The organism is Brevibacillus sp. RS1.1 (assembly GCF_013284365.1).
Lineage (GTDB): Bacteria > Bacillota > Bacilli > Brevibacillales > Brevibacillaceae > Brevibacillus > Brevibacillus brevis_D.
This window is the reverse complement of sequence record NZ_JABSVA010000001.1, coordinates 897,237-912,615: the sequence shown is the minus strand read 5'-3', so window position 1 is coordinate 912,615 and position 15,379 is coordinate 897,237. Positions and strand designations below refer to the sequence as shown.

The window sequence follows — 15,379 nt, the reverse complement described above, 5'->3', positions numbered from 1 at the left end:
AAAGGATGAAAACGAGAGTAACGGAGCTACTTCAAATAGCATACCCAGTCGTTCAAGGCGGCTTGGCTTATTTAGCTTACGCAGACTTGGCTGCGGCTGTGTCAAATGCGGGGGGACTCGGTCAAATTACGGCGATGTCCTTGCCATCGGCTGAAGCGCTGCGAGAGGAGATTCGCAAGGTTCGTGCATTGACCGATAAGCCATTTGGTGTGAATTACGCAATTGGTCAACACGGTCGGCCGTTTGAAGAAATGCTGGATGTGGCGATTGAAGAAGGAGTGACAGCTGTTTCGGTAACAGGAGGAAATCCAGAGCCACTGCTGCGCAGACTCGATGGTCATCCCATCAAAAAGCTTGTCTTGGTTGCATCTGCCCGCCAAGCACAAAAAGCTGAATCGATCGGCGCGGATGCTGTGATGGCTGTTGGTCAAGAAGGTGGGGGTCACCTGGGAAGAGATGATATCGGGACGTTTGTTCTGATTCCGCGTGTGGTGGATTCCGTGAAAATCCCGGTATTGGCTAGCGGTGGTATCGGTGATGGTCGGGGAATTTTGGCAGCGCTTGCACTTGGTGCAGAAGGTGTGGAGATGGGAACGCGATTTATTGCGACGAAAGAATGTGTCCATGCCCATTCTGCTTATAAAGAGGCGTTAATTACTGGAACCGAGCACGATACCGCAGTTATCAAGCGCACACTGGGGGCACCTGCGAGGGTCGTTCGTACACCAGGCTCTGATCATATTCTCCAATTGGAAAAAGAAGGGGCAGGCTACGAGCAGTTAAAGAGCTTCATCAGTGGAGAGAGCAATTGCACCTTTATTTATGAGGGCGACAGCCAGCGAGGCTTTGGGTGGGCTGGTCAGGTTATTGGATTGATTGATGATGTACCTAGTGTCCAACAATTGTTTGACCGCATGTTTGGCGATGTGAACAAGTCTTTGGATCGACTGCGGTCTTTTTCATAAAACAAAAGAACAGGCCTGCGTTTTTCAAATGAAAGCGGACCTGTTCTTTTGCATATAACTTAATTAAAGAAAGCAGTAAGCGTTCTATCCACGAGAATTTCCTAATGTATAGAGCTTACTCAACACGCCAAATGTTTCTTCGAGTCGACTCACCAATGCTTCTCCGTCTGAAAGAATCGGATCATGACGATCAATGGTAATTCCGCAGAGCAACTCCGCTTTTTTTACCTGTGCCAGCCTGTCCACCAGCTTTTTCACGCCAGCCGTGCCCAATTCTTTTTGAGACGTACTTGCTGGTTGCATATGATCCGGGGACCAGTGAAAGTGCTCCGGAACCATCGCAAGAACCTCATCCAGATGCTTGTTAAACGCATGGCTGATGATCTCTTTGGAAGGAGACTCGTAAATTACCGCGTACCAAACGAACAAATGTGTTCCCCACAAGCCGATTTGAAAGTGCGGATGTTTTTTGTAACCGCGTTTATCATTAGCCAAGGCAACCCACGTATCAGCTGGTGGGTTCACCGTACGGCGTGCATGTTTTGCTATGTGCGTAAACATTTCATCCCCGGTTGCTACGGAGAGAAAAGGCGCAAAGTGTTGGCTGAGTACTTCGAATTTGGGACGGATATTGGTTTTGATCGCGTCCATCCGAGCATCCAGTCCATCAATGGCAAAAACATCAAAATCTTCTTGACGAAAACCTGGAAACGTTGGCATGTAACAAACACCTCTTTTAAGCATCATCAAACCCCACTGGAAAGAAAAGGGCGATCGTCCCCGTCAAGGGAGCTTGGAATCCACCATATGATATCATACCATCCCGGAAAAAAATACATGCCGAGTTTATGAATAGCAAAACCAAAGCCTGAATAATATGATATACCACTCACTCCCTTACGGCGAAAACGATATCTGAGTATTCTGTCAACGGGAGGGGCCTGTAGAAGATGAATCTCGGCATGGAGTTGGAGTATTTCCATTTGGCAGTTTGGTTTGACCGCAAAACATTGCACGCGATGGTGCAGGCCCTGGTGGAAGCAGGGGTGAGCGTCACGTGGAAAGAATCTCCCGAGCAGTTTCACCTCCTCGTGAACACCACAGATGGCCGATCCGACTGGAAAATGCAGCGTTTAAATGGGTCCTATAAGCTGCACATTGCAGGCATTCCTGTCAATGATTCTCGGGTGGCACTCGTACTGTACCACTTTGTAGAGCGGGCAAAAGGGCATGCCATGATCAAGGTCACTTTTGAGGAGTGCGTCTTGCTGAAGCAAATCCAGTACGGAGAAGTTATCAGAATAGTGGAATTAAAAGGAGCTGAGAAAAAAGTGATCTATGAAAAATTTTGCAATGTAACGATGGATCAGGTAATTGCCGCGATGAAACGACGTGACTCGGAAGAACGCATCCCGGTATTGCGTCTGGAGTTGGATTATGAACTGGCGACGTTGTATGACGCGATGCAAGCCAAAGACCAAAGTCAGATGAAACACTCCACAGAGCGATTAAAACAGCTCCGTCGGGAAATGTTGCTTTTGGAAGCGTAGGCAGACTGGAGGATAGCCAAAGGACGATGAGTTTGACACAAACCAATACGGAATGAAAAAGCGACATCTCAAACAAATGAGGGTGTCGCTTTTTTTGGTGGAAAAGTCGCTCATTATAGTAATTGTTGTTTTTATAAAAGACTTGTTTGAATGGGAGGCCCGACGGTTGTACAATAAAGAAGGTTTTTAACAGCATATTTACGTACGCGCCGGAAAGGAAGAAAAGTTTTGGAAGCATTCCTATCACAAATCCCCACTGTAGCGATCCTGCTTTTAGCCATCATCGCATTGACACTGATCCTGTTATGGATCGTGATTATGCAGTCAGTTCGGACCAGTCGATTGAGGAAATCGATCAACCGGATTATGACAGGGACGGGAGGAGCCAATCTCGAGGAAGGCTTGCATAAACTGCTGGATCAGGTAGAGGAAATGAAAAAGCAGCATAGCGATCAGCAGTTTGCCATCAATCGTCTGTCACAACGAATGGCAGCGCAATGCGGCAAAGTAGCGATTATCCGTTACAATGCCTTCGGGGATGTCGGCAGTGATCTTAGCTTTTCGCTGGCGGTAACAGATGACGCTGGGAACGGCGTCGTGATCACCAGCATTTTTGGACGAGAAGAATCTCGCGTGTACGCCAAGCCGCTTGAGCAGGGTACATCGACCTACCATTTGTCTGAAGAAGAACAGGCAGCAATCAAAAAAGCGATGACCTCAACCGCAGGGATATAAGTCGCTTTGAATTTCAATGAAACAGCAAGCATTTGAGTGAATCAGGGAGTTCTTTTCATTTCCCTGCTTCTGATTGCGGATATTCCGGTTTTTTGCTAAAATTCATCGTCATTTTGCTCAAGACTTTTGAGGGCACCTGAGGTATAATAAAGATGTCAGAAATGGCTTTTTTGCGAAAAACAAAAAGTAGGTGATCCGCCTTCATTACCCAAATCGATTTTCGATGCGGAGGGCAAGGCCAGGTTCTACAGCGTTCTTTTGTTGATACTTAGCGTATCTCCTCTGTTTTGGATAACTGTTCGGTCATACTCGACCCATGCAAACCAAAAGAATTGAGGAGATATTTATGGCACAGCGTTTAGCAACTAATTACGCCAAGGCCTATTTTACGGTGAATGAAGAAGAGCTGAACCAGTTCGTTTCGCTTTTCACCAATGAACACATTTCAGTCCAAGTCAAAGTGTGTGACAATGGCGATCGTGACGTAATCTTGAATGACAAGACCGGCGAAATTCAATTGAGTTTCTGTCGGGTTGGCAGCCGCTACTCATGCGACAGCTCGTATCTGATCCAAGATCGGCAACTGGCAAATGCTATGAGAAAAGCAATGAAAGCGTTCCGAGGCTATGGAATTGTCCACCGGATTTACGACGGCTTCACAATGGTGTATCACTACGATCAAGGATCGGTTGTGAGCATTCAGGAGCTAACCGGAGACGAAGAAGTGTCCATCTTTGAAAATAACTCTCTGCACATGGCCAATGAGCTGGAGGCTTTGTTCCAGCAGGATGGTAGCGAGCAGGAGATTGAGTCCTTACGTCAAGAAACGGACCGATGGCTGGATTTGCGTAATTGGGCAAAGAGAACTGCCCCAGAAAAACTTCCAGCAATTGATGTTCGACTGGTAACGTTATCGCGACGTCTATTTGAATTAGAAGTTTAGTGAAAGAAGGGTGCCCGGGGCGCCCTTTTTTATTTATGTGATCAGGTAGCGAATAAGAAAAAGCGGGTTTCCTCCTAACAAGAGGTGCCCGCTTTTACTATTTGTCCTTCACATTTAGCGCAATGGTAATGGCTTGCTCATATTGTACCAAATTTCTCCGGCGTGATCTGAGCTGGAAACACCGTTGTTGAGGTATCCATGTCTTTCATAGTAGCCAATCAAATTATCTTTACACGTAAGAGTGATCGTCACGCGACCGGAAACTTTTGCGGATGCTTCCATATGTGCTAGGAGCATGGAGGCAATGCCGCGATTTTGAAAAGTGGGAGAAACCGCTAAACCTAAAATCGTTTGATGACCGCCAGATGCCGGATTTTCTTTAATCGTTTGAAAAAGATCATCAGTAATGAAGGGGGATTCGATGACGGGTCCATTGATCAAACCCGCAATGATCCCATCCGCTTCCGCTACAAAAAAACTGTCAGGAATCAAACGAATACGTTTCTCAAATGCTTCCTGTGTTGCAGCTTCTTCTGGTGAGAAGCAAAGGTGCTCGATAGCGATTAGTGCTGGCAAATCTTCTGGTTTGGCATTACGGATAGTAATCATGTGTTGTAATCCTCTCCATTCAGGTTCCTTTCTAAAAGTTTAGCATATATCATAATAGGTGAAAGCCACTTGTAGCAGGCGTCGCTCTCCATTCTGTAGAGACAGCCGTCATGCCTATTTGTAATGTTCTTATAGATTATTGAAAAAGGGTATTGTCAAACTAGGCCGATGCATGGTATTGTTGTTTTCGTTGGAAACAGGATTAGGAACCAGGATTCACTTTAAAGGGTGGATAACAACGGAAACCGCCCCCGTTAGTGAATGACGCAGGTCCTAGCGATGTTTAACATTACACTCGTTAGGAAGGGGGAACCGAAAGATGGAATATTCGACTTTCGGAAGACACGTTGCTGTTGACACATGGGGAGTTCAGTTTGATTTGTTGAACGACGCAGAATTTTTGAAAAAGGAAATGATTGAGGCTGCTGAGGCATGCGGTGCTACGGTACTGAGTGTGCAAGCGAAGCAGTTTTCTCCTCAGGGTGCTACCGTACTGGTTCTTCTCTCGGAAAGCCACCTGTCCATTCATACGTATCCTGAGCGCGGCTTTGCTGCTCTGGATTGCTACACGTGTGGGGAAACCGTTGATCCGCAAATCGCCATCGACTACTTGGTATCCGTGCTGAAGCCGGAAAAAACTTACGCGAAGAAATTAGTTCGTGGTTTGGGTGAACTGCAAGTTGTTGAGCCAGAAATGAAACTGGTTGAAGCGGCAAAGTAAGTAACAAATGGAAAAGTTTTCAAGAGGTGCGGACTAAATCCGCACCTCTTTTATATGGAGCTTCGATTCCTATTTGTCATCATGGAGTGACAGTAGGAATTCTGAGACCCATATCGTGGAGCAGAGAACGAAATTCCGTGGATGTATTGGTGATTTGATTGTTCATGTCGGGTCTCACATCAACTTGATTGGTCCGATGCGTCGCTTCTTCATAAATATCTGCATGGATGGCACGAATCCGATCAAATGTGGCTGCGTCGGAGGCTACTTGGATGGAGAAGTGGGGAACACGTGAACGAACGGCTGAGTGGACTTGCTGTTCGATTATGCGCGTTTGCTCAGGGCCAAAATTTTTTCGAACACGAATTCCGATGACAGCATCTGTTCCACTCACGAGAACAGTAGCCCGCTCCACACCAGGTACTTCATCTGCGACCAAGGTGAGCTGTTCAGCCAAATCCTGATTGAAACCATTGACCGTATAGCCTTTGTGATAATTGCGGGCATTGATTCCGCCAGTGTAGGCATGATAATCATGAGCAAGGCTTGTCCTGGCACCCGGGGCTTGCTGATAGGTGGTACTTTGTGTGTGCGCTTGATTTTTTGGATGGCTGCTCGAGCTTGCGCATCCGGTCAACATGGTTGCAATCGTTAGCAAGCCAACCAAATATTTCGGGCCGTACCGATTCATACGTATGCCACCTCCATTTTCCTTAGTATGACGAAAATAAAGTTCCCTACTCTGGAAGTGGCTCCCGTAAAAAACTGCCCATTGTGCCGCGTTTCACTACCTGTTAATATGGAAGGTATGCATAATAGAGGAGGTTCACATGAAGCGTCTTGACATACGCAACATTGCAATTATTGCCCACGTTGACCACGGAAAAACCACGCTGGTTGACAAACTTTTGATCCAATCGGGCACATTCCGCTCGAACCAACAGGTAGAAGAGAGAATGATGGACTCTAACGACCTGGAGCGCGAGCGTGGAATCACGATCCTGGCGAAAACTACTTCTGTCAAATACAATGATTTCACGATTAACATCTTGGATACACCAGGCCATGCTGACTTCGGTGGCGAGGTTGAGCGTATCATGAGCATGGTGGATGGCGTTCTGTTGATCGTCGACGCCTTCGAAGGCTGTATGCCACAAACGCGCTTTGTATTGAAAAAAGCGCTGGAAGCAAAAGTTACCCCTATCGTTGTCGTGAACAAAGTAGACCGCGACAATGCACGTCCTCAAGAAGTTATCAACGAAGTGTACGACCTGTTCATTGATCTGGATGCGACGGAAGACCAACTGGAATTCCCAATCGTATATGCTTCCGGTCTGCAAGGGATTGCAGGACTTGAGCCAGATAAACTGGAAGGCGACCTTCGCCCACTGTTTGACACCATCGTAGAGCATATGCCTGCTCCTGACGCAGACGAATCTGCTCCGCTCCAAATGCAAGTAACCATGCTGGATTACAACGACTTTTTGGGTCGTATCGGGATTGGCCGCATCTATCGCGGAACCATGAACCTGAATGAAATGGTATCTGTCACTACACGCGACGGCGAAGTGAAAAAAGCACGGATTCAAAAGCTGTTCGGTTTCTCCGGATTGCAACGTGTTGAGCAAAAAACAGCAAGAGCAGGAGATATCGTAGCGATTTCTGGTATTGACGATATCAACGTAGGGGAAACGGTTTGCCACGTTGATCATCCAGAGGCATTGCCACTCTTGAAAATTGACGAGCCAACTCTGCAAATGACGTTCCTTGTGAATAACAGCCCGTTTGCTGGTCGCGAAGGTAAGCACGTGACTTCCCGCAAGCTGCGTGATCGTCTGATGTCTGAGCTGGAGACAGATGTATCTCTGCGTGTAGATGAAACAGATTCGCCAGATGCGTATGTGGTTTCTGGACGCGGTGAATTGCACTTGTCCATCTTGGTAGAGAACATGCGTCGTGAAGGCTTTGAGCTGGGTGTGTCCAAGCCTGAGGTTATCATTCGTATGATCGATGGACAAAAAATGGAACCGGCTGAGCTGTTGATCATTGATGTGCCTGAGGAATACACAGGGCCGGTTATGGAGACATTGGGTCAACGTAAAGCCGAGATGGTTAACATGATCAACAACGGCTTCGGACAAGTTCGTCTGGAATTCATTATTCCATCCCGCGGTTTGATCGGATATCGTACAGAGTTCTTGACGATTACACGCGGTTACGGTATTCTCAACCACTCCTTTGACAGCTATCGTCCACTTGTACCAGGAGCGGTAGGAGGACGTCACGCAGGGGTACTTATTTCCCACGAGACAGGAACAGCTACCACGTACGGCTTGATGTCCGTAGAAGATCGCGGAACGATGTTCATTCACCCAGGTACAGAAGTATACGAAGGCATGATCGTGGGCGAGCACAACCGTGACAACGATCTTGTTGTAAACGTATGTAAAGAAAAGCATGCGACCAACGTACGTTCTGCGACCAAGGATGAGACTGTCAAAATGAAGGCTCCTCGCATGTTGTCTTTGGAAGAGGCACTGGAATATCTGAACGACGATGAGCTGTGCGAAGTCACACCTCAATCCGTTCGTCTGCGCAAAAAATATCTGAACAAATCAGATCGTGAGCGCTATGAGAAGCAAAGACGCTATGAAGCACAACCGCAAGCGTAAGATTGATTAGAAAAGAACGCCACTTGATCCTGTTGGGGATGAAGTGGCGTTTTTGTTTGGGCTTGTCCTTACAACAGACTCTCGATATCTGAGCAGATTTCTTCGGGTTGAGTACGAGCACTGATGCGTTTCACGACACGACCGTCTTTATCCACGAGGAATTTGGCGAAGTTCCATTCGATATCTGGATTTTCTTCGCTTGGAGCATGTTCCTTCAAGTACTGATACAACGGGTGGGTACCAGGACCATTGACATCGATCTTCGCAAAAAGCGGGAACGTCACGCCGTAATTGCGATCGCAGAACGTTGCGATTTCTTCTTCTGTTCCAGGCTCTTGCCCAGCGAACTGGTTGCAAGGAAAGCCGAGAACGACGAGACCCTTATCTTGATAACGCTCATACAGCTCCTGTAGCCCTTTGTATTGAGGGGTAAGTCCGCATTGGCTGGCGACGTTCACGATTAGCAGTACGTGGCCTTTGAAGGCGGCCAAAGTCTTTTCTTCACCGGAAATCGTTTTGACGGCAATATCATACAAGCTCATCTTATTCCCACCTTTTTCTACTGACATATCCTCATCATAGCATGTACGGCGAAAATCATGCCAGCCACATGGAAGGGCCTACCGTTTTTTGACACAGAATCCACCACCTGATAAAGTAAGAAAGATAGCGTTTTCCTAAGAAAAAAGGAGTGACTATTCGTTTCATTCCGCCTATGAGGTGGCATGTGAAGCAGTAGGGGTTTCACCGCTTGAAGACAGGAGAGATAAGTGATGGACTGGATACAAATCGCATCAACCTATGTGCCAACGAATCCAGATCAGCTCACAGCATTTGACAGCTTTCGCATGTGGGCTGATAAATATCGCGCTTGGATTTTGTTTGCGGAATTAATTATTGTCTATTATCTTGGCTTTGCTACCCGTATCCGTATGCCTATTTTGAAAAATGTGCTCTTGTACATCCTTTTATTTGTTGGAGCTCTCATTTTCGCTATTTTGGATGTGCAGCTTCCTGTGAAAAGTGCAATGCTGGTGGCGATCGCGATTCTCGTGATTGTAAAGGTACGGATCAAACCGGAGCAAACTGGGCGAAAGTGAGGAGAATCGCGTGAAGCGTGAAGATGCACTTTTTAATTGGCTCCAAATTCAATTGGTTGCCGATGCGCGACCAGAGGACCGCTCTGCTTTGGATACAGCTGCTTTTTTCTTGCAATTGCTACATGAGGATCATCAAATGAGCGATATCGGTTACCGTCAGGAAGGTAGCTGGTATGTGCTATCGGGGAACGCTGATTCACAGTCCGTGGAAGTGCGATACCCTGCTGAATCAGTCGAAGCTTTATTGGTCGCGATTGAAAGTGAGCCCAAGTACAACTGCAACTAACGGGACAAAGACTCCTCTCCACTTGCCGAAATGATTCGGAAGTTGGGGGGAGTTTTTTTGTTTCAAGCGCTTTTCATAGGTAATAAGACGCGGTTTCCTGGATGCTGCAACTTTTGAAAATGATTTCCCGTCAATATGAAAGACCCAAGCAAGCAGGGGGATTTTGGCAGACTAGAAGGGGGAACTACCATTGAAGAAGTACATGACCAAGCCCGTATTAGCAGTTGTGACAGCGGCAGGTATTCTTGGCTGTTTAACGCCAATTTTTGCCAATGCAAGCTCGATTGCTAGTCCAAGTGCCACAAAGGTAGTCATGAATGACGAGGGGAAGCAAGTCACGCGCTACAATTTAAAAGAACTGGCCCAAAATGATCCAACCACGTTGAACATGCTCTTGAAAAATCAAGCGGATCACTTGTACATCATTGTAGATGAAATCAACTTGAATACGAAGCTCCAAACGTATATGGAAGAAAACAAAGCGGAGTGGGAGCGTATCTACAACGAGTACTACAGCGACATCTGGCTGGAAGTGCGCCTGACAGAGAATGCAGAAGAAATCGTGAGCGTAAATGCCAAGACTGAAAATAACAAGGTGTACATAAAGGGGATTGTGACTTCGGATGTCACCAAGGTGGTAGTGAAAAAGCCGAATTCCGACATCATTGAAGTCGTTCCGACCAACGAGCATTCTTTTACGGTCAGCTTTGAAGCTCCGGATGCATCCTATGAGCCGTATGTAACCGTAAGCGCCTATGCAGGCAGCAAGCTGGTCGATAGCGAACAGGTAAAGATCGTTCCAAAAGCAGAAGAAGATCAGGAAATGATCATCCATACCATGTCTGTATTGGATGCGAAGAAAAAGGAATTAAAAGTAAAAGGAATTGTCAAGCAGGGGGCAGACAAAGTAACTGTCACCTATAATGGCGTGAAAAAAGACGCAAACGTGAAGAAGCTATGGGATGGTGTAGGCAGCTTTACGGTTTCAGTAAAGGATGTACAAGCCGCAAAAGATCAAAAAGCCTTGATCGAGGTTTACGAGGATGGCAAGAAGGTTGATTCCGAATCCGTTCAGGTAGAAATCGTTAACGCTCCTGATAAGGATCAAGCGACCACATATGTCATCAAGGCGACTGCTGTAAACAATCCTGCCGCCAAGTCCATCCAGGTGAAGGGGACAGTAAGCGGCTGGAACAAAAAGGACGATGCTGAGCTGGTTGTGATCGCTCCTGACGGGAAGAAAAAAGAGATCAAACCGAATGACAAAGGCGAGTTCTCTTTGACGTTGTCTTACAAGAATCATTCCTTTAGTGCCAAATCGATTCAATTCGCATTGTATGAAGACGATAAGCTGATTAAGAAAGCTGACGTTGCACTCAGCACAAAGGTCATTGTCGAGCCTGTGAAGCCTACAGATGGCGATGAAGACGATGATGATGACAAAAAGAAAAAAGAAAAAGGGAAGCATAAAGATAAGCATCCCAACGGCAATGCGTATGGCTATTGGAAAAAGCACGGTAAGGAATGGAATGAAGATCACGATGATGACGATCATGACGAGGACAGAGACTAGTCTCTATCATTAAGGCCGTTGCTTGTAAGTCTCGACGTACTCCACCAATTGTCTGATGTAATCCCCCAAAATGGGGATCGAAAGAAATTGCGTCAAGAGGGAGCCGAGGAAAGCCAAAACGATAGCAGTACCAATCGTCAATCCCAGACCCCGGGCAAGACCTGCGAGGAAATTGATCCAGAGCAGCTTGCGCGGGGCTGTGTAATTTTGGATCACATCTGCTAGTCGGATATCTTCTAAGAACATCGCAATTTTGTGCATCCGCTCATTTACCTTCCGAACTTCCTGAAGCTCTTCAAGTACTTGGTCAATTTGCTGCATGAGGCGATCTGTAGGCGACAAGCTGTCCATCCCCTTCCATCATTCGGTATCGTTACCTACCAGTCTAGGGAAAAAGATAACGAGAATCAAGGTGGAGAGGAAACGTTTGCCTATCAGCTATGCGAAGGGTAAAATGAACGTACTAAACGTTTGATAGGAGGCTTTGAAATGGCTGAAACTGTTTCCCAAACTCTTTCCGAAGATTTATTCAAGCTCTTGCAAAAAGAGCGTTTTGTTACCTTGGGCACAGTAGACCATGAGTCAGGAGCACCATCGCTCAGTTCCTTGTCCTGGACGTTTGCTGTCAGCGCCGATACGATTCGTTTTGCCGTGGATAATCGCTCACGTATTTTGGCTAATATTGCGAAGGAACCGCAGGTTGTCCTGCACTTGATCGGTGCCGGCTCGTCTTTCGCCATTAATGGTCGTGCTGTCGTTAAAACAGACCGCCTGGAAGGTGTTCCGCTCAAGCTGGCCATGGTAGAGATCAAAATTGAGGCTGTTCGTGATATTATGTTTTACGGTTCCCGTATTTCCGCAGAACCACAATATGAAAAGACGTATGACAAAAACGCAGCAGCGAAGCTGGACAATCAAGTGATGACCGCCCTGAAAGATGCAAATTAACGGGTGGAAATAAATTGTTGACAAGAATCCTGCCGATCCATTAGTATTAGGGTCAATCGAATTGAATAGCAATCTTCTTATCCAGAGCGGCGGAGGGACTGGCCCGATGATGCCCGGCAACCAATCACCTGTATTTTAACAGGGAGATAATGGTGCTAATTCCTGCAGAGTTATCAAACTCTGAAAGATGAGAAGGATTTGCTTACGGTGACGTAAACAAAGCCTTCTTTCAGAGGAAAGAGGGCTTTTTTGATGCCCTCGTACACTATTGGAGGGAGAGAAACAGACATGAAATTGGAAACAAAGTTGATTCAGGCGGGAGTAGGCAAAGACGAAAAAACAGGGGCGGTGAGCTTTCCTGTTTACTATGCAACGGCTTATCGTCATCCTGCCTTGGGCCAGAGCACTGGCTATGACTATACGCGCACAGCTAATCCTACTCGCGCCATTTTGGAGGAGACCATCGCTATAGCGGAATCAGGAGATGCAGGATTCGCTTGCGCCTCGGGAATGGCTGCTGTTCATACCGTCATGGGTTTGTTTTCCCAAGGAGATCATCTGATTGTTTCGCTCGATCTGTACGGGGGAACCTATCGATTGTTCGAGCAAGTGCTCTCTCGTTACGGTCTGACGTTTTCGTACGTGGATTTGCGTGACATTGGTGCACTGAAAAATGCGATTCGCCCAGATACAAAGGCTATTTTCGTCGAGACACCAACCAATCCGCTCATGCAGATTACCGATATTCGAGCAGTAGCACAATTGGCGAAGCAGCACAGTCTCCTGACGATTGTAGACAACACATTCTTAACCCCGTATTGTCAACGCCCACTAGAGCTTGGTGCAGATATCGTCTTACATAGTGCGACCAAGTATTTGGCAGGACACAACGATGTGTTGGCTGGACTCATCGTAACAAAAGGAGAAGAGTTGTCGGAAAAAATCCGGTTTTTGCACAATTCAATCGGTGCTGTACTCGGACCTCAAGATTGCTGGCTTCTCATTCGCGGGATGAAAACATTGGCATTGCGGATGGAGCGCCATCAATCCAATGCCTTGATTGTAGCGGAAAAGCTGCGTGAGCATCCGGCAGTAGCGGAGGTATTTTATCCGGGTCTGCCAGAGCATCCGGGACATGAGATCCAGGTGAATCAAGCGACAGGGCATAGTGGGATGGTATCGTTCCGCGTACGCGATGTGGAGCAGGTGGGATTGTTCCTGCAAAATCTGCAAATCGTGTCCTTTGCTGAAAGCCTGGGTGGTGTTGAGTCATTGTGTACGTATCCGGCGACGCAGACTCACGCGGATATCCCGCAAGAAGTCAGAGAGCATGTCGGTGTTTGTGATCGATTGTTGCGGCTGTCGGTTGGCATCGAGCATCCAGATGATGTCGTAGCCGATTTGTTTCAGGCCTTGAATGCTAGTTTGGTCGTAGGGGGGAGTGTACGATGAATTTTGCCACCAAGATCCTCCACGGTTCCACTTGCATTGACCCGTTCACAGGTGCGTCGTCGGTTCCGATTTATCAAGCTTCTACGTTTCATCAGGCTGATATCGATCAGCCAGGTGCATTCGATTATGCCAGATCAGGCAATCCGACCAGGCAGGCTTTGGAAGAAGCCATTGCGTCTCTGGAGGGAGGCGCACGCGGTTTCGCGTTCTCATCTGGCATGGCTGCCATTTCCAGCGTGTTCATGCTGTTTTCTGCCGGAGATCATGTTGTAGTAGCGGAAGATGTATACGGTGGCACGTTTCGGTTTTTGACCAAGGTATTGTCGAGAATGGGCATCTCTGTAACGTTCGTGGATGCGACAGAGACAGAAGCCGTTCGTGCGGCCATTACACCGGCAACGAAAGGGGTTTACCTGGAGACCCCCTCCAATCCCACCTTAAAGGTGACAGATATTGCAGCGGTTTCTCGTATTGCGAAGGAGCGGGGCTTGCTCGTCATTGTCGATAATACGTTCCTTACCCCGTATTACCAGCGACCATTGGAACTTGGCGCCGATGTGGTCATTCATAGTGCAACAAAGTTTATCGGAGGGCATAGCGACGTCGTGGCTGGTCTGGCCGTGACCAGAGAAGCTGGGTTAGGGGAGCAGCTCTACTTTATCCAGAATGGCATGGGAGCGATTTTGGGTGTGCAGGACTGCTGGCTCGTGATGCGAGGGCTCAAAACATTGAAAGCCCGACTGGATGTGAGCACGAAGACAGCCGCGAGCTTGGCTGATTGGTTGTCTACGCATCCACAAGTAAGTCGCGTTTACTATACGGGACTGGCGGATAATCCCGGTCACCTGATTCAAACACAACAAGCGACTGGTCATGGGGCTGTTCTTTCCTTTGATGTAGGGAGCCGCGAGCGTGCAAAAGCGCTGTTTGATCGCGTGAAATTGCCGATTGTGGCAGTCAGCCTCGGGGCAGTGGAAACGATTCTCTCGTATCCAGCTACGATGTCACATGCAGCGATGCCCGCTGAAGAAAGAGCTGCAAGGGGAATCACAGACGGTTTGATCAGATTGTCAGCTGGTTTAGAGGATTTCGATGACTTGGTGGCAGATTTGAATCAAGCACTGGATCATTTGCCATCTGAAGCACCAGCCTATAAAGAAAAAGAGGTATTCTCCCGGGCTTAAATCCGGGGGATACCTCTTTTTCTTTAAGGTGTTCCAGTACGATTTGCGTTGATTTTGTTTTGTCCTTGTGGCTCTTTGTGCATGCGCTTTTCTTTTACTTGGGAAGGGGTTTCTTCACGAGGCTGCACACTGCGTGGCAGTTGGGGAATGATCCGACCTACCATATCCGCCAACTCTTCGGTAATTCCGGCAATCGGATGGCCACGACGAATATCATCTCTCATTTCCCGTAAACGCTGGACGATGGCAGGGTCTGCAGTAACGACAGCATTCGCTCCTTGAGGGTCTTCTTTCAGAGCTTCCGCAACTGTATACTTAATGACGCCAACTTCTGGGCGATCCAGATTCGGATCCACAGTAATACCGACTACCGCATATTTGCCCAAGACCACAGCCGTGGCGCTGTGCACCCTTTTCACACGTGTTGCTAGTTGGGCGAGACGATCAGCGGTGGCTTGGGAAGATTGATTATAAGCAGGCTGAGGAGCTGTTTGCTGAACACGCTGAGTATGAGTGGCATGCTTTGGCTGTTGTGCAGCCTGATTCGTCGGGGTTTTATTGCCTGACGTACATGCTGTAAGCAACAAGCTAAAACCGAGACAGTAGATCATGATCCGTTTCACAGGCATTCTCCCTTTCCC

Annotated in this window: 17 protein-coding genes, 1 pseudogene and 1 riboswitch; of the genes and pseudogenes, 12 read left to right on the top strand and 6 right to left on the bottom strand. The window is 47.5% G+C overall.

Translation table 11 applies throughout. From position 1 onward, the window contains the following. Positions 1-2: 2 nt before the first annotated feature. Positions 3-965 (top strand): annotated as a pseudogene (locus tag HP570_RS04225) (NAD(P)H-dependent flavin oxidoreductase); the annotation flags it as partial. 84 nt (positions 966-1,049) lie between these two features. Here HP570_RS04225 and HP570_RS04220 read toward each other — a convergent pair. Further along, a complete protein-coding gene (locus HP570_RS04220) occupies positions 1,050-1,685 on the bottom strand; it encodes a YktB family protein (protein WP_173624972.1) in 636 nt (211 codons plus the stop codon). A 230-nt stretch (positions 1,686-1,915) separates the two neighbouring features. Between HP570_RS04220 and HP570_RS04215 the strand changes: the two genes are divergently transcribed. The 3 genes from HP570_RS04215 (at position 1,916) to HP570_RS04205 (ending at position 4,193) form a co-directional block, all read left to right on the top strand. Continuing rightward, entirely contained in the window at positions 1,916-2,515 is a 600-nt protein-coding gene (locus HP570_RS04215) for a hypothetical protein (protein WP_173605277.1), read from the top strand. A gap of 228 nt (positions 2,516-2,743) precedes the next feature. Continuing rightward, positions 2,744-3,250 (top strand): DUF4446 family protein, encoded by a 507-nt coding sequence (locus HP570_RS04210; protein WP_173624971.1) that lies wholly within the window; start codon positions 2,744-2,746, stop codon positions 3,248-3,250. A gap of 346 nt (positions 3,251-3,596) precedes the next feature. After that, complete coding sequence (locus HP570_RS04205) at positions 3,597-4,193, top strand: hypothetical protein (RefSeq protein ID WP_015892146.1); 597 nt, start codon at positions 3,597-3,599, stop codon at positions 4,191-4,193. A gap of 114 nt (positions 4,194-4,307) precedes the next feature. Here the strand turns inward: HP570_RS04205 and HP570_RS04200 are convergent, their stop codons facing one another. Beyond that, entirely contained in the window at positions 4,308-4,802 is a 495-nt protein-coding gene (locus tag HP570_RS04200; RefSeq protein ID WP_173624970.1) for a GNAT family N-acetyltransferase, read from the bottom strand. 319 nt (positions 4,803-5,121) lie between these two features. Between HP570_RS04200 and speD the strand changes: the two genes are divergently transcribed. Next, the gene (gene speD, locus HP570_RS04195; RefSeq protein ID WP_007723244.1) at positions 5,122-5,523 is read left to right on the top strand and encodes an adenosylmethionine decarboxylase; all 402 of its coding nucleotides are present in this window, start codon (positions 5,122-5,124) and stop codon (positions 5,521-5,523) included. 79 nt (positions 5,524-5,602) lie between these two features. On the opposite strand, the gene HP570_RS04190 is transcribed toward speD, so the two are convergent. Then, positions 5,603-6,214, bottom strand: a complete 612-nt coding sequence (locus tag HP570_RS04190; protein ID WP_015892144.1) for a YhcN/YlaJ family sporulation lipoprotein — start codon at positions 6,212-6,214, stop codon at positions 5,603-5,605. Between the two features lie 139 nt (positions 6,215-6,353). On the opposite strand from HP570_RS04190, the gene typA reads away from it, so the two are divergent. Then, the gene (gene typA, locus HP570_RS04185) at positions 6,354-8,195 is read left to right on the top strand and encodes a translational GTPase TypA (RefSeq protein ID WP_015892143.1); all 1,842 of its coding nucleotides are present in this window, start codon (positions 6,354-6,356) and stop codon (positions 8,193-8,195) included. A gap of 68 nt (positions 8,196-8,263) precedes the next feature. On the opposite strand, the gene HP570_RS04180 is transcribed toward typA, so the two are convergent. After that, positions 8,264-8,737 (bottom strand): glutathione peroxidase, encoded by a 474-nt coding sequence (locus tag HP570_RS04180; RefSeq protein WP_015892142.1) that lies wholly within the window; start codon positions 8,735-8,737, stop codon positions 8,264-8,266. Positions 8,738-8,968: 231 nt separating this feature from the next. On the opposite strand from HP570_RS04180, the gene HP570_RS04175 reads away from it, so the two are divergent. The 3 genes from HP570_RS04175 to HP570_RS04165 all read left to right on the top strand — a co-directional run bounded on the left by HP570_RS04175 (position 8,969) and on the right by HP570_RS04165 (position 11,154). Then, positions 8,969-9,295 carry a YlaH-like family protein gene (locus HP570_RS04175; protein WP_015892141.1) on the top strand — a complete coding sequence of 109 codons (327 nt, stop codon included), beginning with the start codon at positions 8,969-8,971 and terminating at the stop codon, positions 9,293-9,295. Positions 9,296-9,305: 10 nt separating this feature from the next. Continuing rightward, positions 9,306-9,581 carry a hypothetical protein gene (locus HP570_RS04170; protein ID WP_015892140.1) on the top strand — a complete coding sequence of 92 codons (276 nt, stop codon included), beginning with the start codon at positions 9,306-9,308 and terminating at the stop codon, positions 9,579-9,581. A gap of 190 nt (positions 9,582-9,771) precedes the next feature. Beyond that, entirely contained in the window at positions 9,772-11,154 is a 1,383-nt protein-coding gene (locus HP570_RS04165) for a hypothetical protein (RefSeq protein WP_173624969.1), read from the top strand. Between the two features lie 9 nt (positions 11,155-11,163). Here HP570_RS04165 and HP570_RS04160 read toward each other — a convergent pair whose 3' ends face one another. Continuing rightward, complete coding sequence (locus tag HP570_RS04160; RefSeq protein WP_007723262.1) at positions 11,164-11,505, bottom strand: DUF5665 domain-containing protein; 342 nt, start codon at positions 11,503-11,505, stop codon at positions 11,164-11,166. A 138-nt stretch (positions 11,506-11,643) separates the two neighbouring features. Here HP570_RS04160 and HP570_RS04155 point away from each other — a divergent pair, with 138 nt between their 5' ends. The 3 genes from HP570_RS04155 (at position 11,644) to HP570_RS04145 (ending at position 14,738) form a co-directional block, all read left to right on the top strand. Beyond that, positions 11,644-12,102, top strand: coding sequence for a pyridoxamine 5'-phosphate oxidase family protein (locus HP570_RS04155; RefSeq protein WP_015892137.1), 459 nt, complete (start codon positions 11,644-11,646; stop codon positions 12,100-12,102). Between the two features lie 74 nt (positions 12,103-12,176). Next, positions 12,177-12,296, top strand: a riboswitch (SAM riboswitch). A 94-nt stretch (positions 12,297-12,390) separates the two neighbouring features. After that, positions 12,391-13,554, top strand: coding sequence for an aminotransferase class I/II-fold pyridoxal phosphate-dependent enzyme (locus tag HP570_RS04150; protein ID WP_173624968.1), 1,164 nt, complete (start codon positions 12,391-12,393; stop codon positions 13,552-13,554). Further along, positions 13,551-14,738 (top strand): trans-sulfuration enzyme family protein, encoded by a 1,188-nt coding sequence (locus HP570_RS04145; RefSeq protein WP_173624967.1) that lies wholly within the window; start codon positions 13,551-13,553, stop codon positions 14,736-14,738. The genes HP570_RS04150 and HP570_RS04145 overlap by 4 nt, the downstream gene beginning before the upstream one ends. A 23-nt stretch (positions 14,739-14,761) precedes the next feature. Here the strand turns inward: HP570_RS04145 and HP570_RS04140 are convergent, their stop codons facing one another. After that, positions 14,762-15,367: a YhcN/YlaJ family sporulation lipoprotein gene (locus HP570_RS04140; protein WP_142496433.1), complete on the bottom strand. Its 606-nt coding sequence runs from the start codon at positions 15,365-15,367 to the stop codon at positions 14,762-14,764. Positions 15,368-15,379 lie beyond the last annotated feature (12 nt).